The sequence below is a fragment of the Vibrio sp. 10N.286.52.C3 genome (assembly GCF_041468865.1).
Classification (GTDB): Bacteria; Pseudomonadota; Gammaproteobacteria; order Enterobacterales; family Vibrionaceae; genus Vibrio; species Vibrio crassostreae_C.
The window spans coordinates 1-424 of record NZ_JBFRJM010000157.1; the positions used below are offsets into that span (position 1 = coordinate 1).

A 424-nucleotide genomic window follows, 5' to 3' on the forward strand; every position below is an offset into this window, starting at 1 on the left:
TTTGGCGCAAAGGTGTAAGTCCCGTTGCCGTTGTCGGTCAGGATACCGTCGCCACCATCGTAGGTCACACCTTCAACCGTTAGGTTGTCGCCTTCAATGTCTGTAGCGCCTGTTAACAGGTCTGCATCGGTGAAGATAAGCGTTCCATCTTCTTCAACACTGAACTGTTGATCTTGAGGGACTGGCAGGTCGTTTACTGGGTTAACGGTTAAGTCTGCAGAGGCTTGAACTGTGTTGGTGCCATCTGAGATATCGAAGCTGATATCAATGTCACCATTGAAGTTCGCATCTGGTGTGATGGTGAAACTGCCGTCATCATTAGCTACAACCGTTGCATCTCCACCAACCGTAAGGTCGCTAGCCGTCAAGTCATCGCCTTCCACATCTGATGCTTGAGAAAGCAGCTGCTCTTGGCTTAGACGAA

The 424-nt window shown here is 49.8% G+C and carries 1 protein-coding gene; it reads right to left on the minus strand.

Annotated features, from left to right (window positions below):
- On the minus strand, positions 1 to 424 hold a 424-nt coding region (locus AB4138_RS23945), incomplete at both ends, for a tandem-95 repeat protein (protein WP_372307980.1).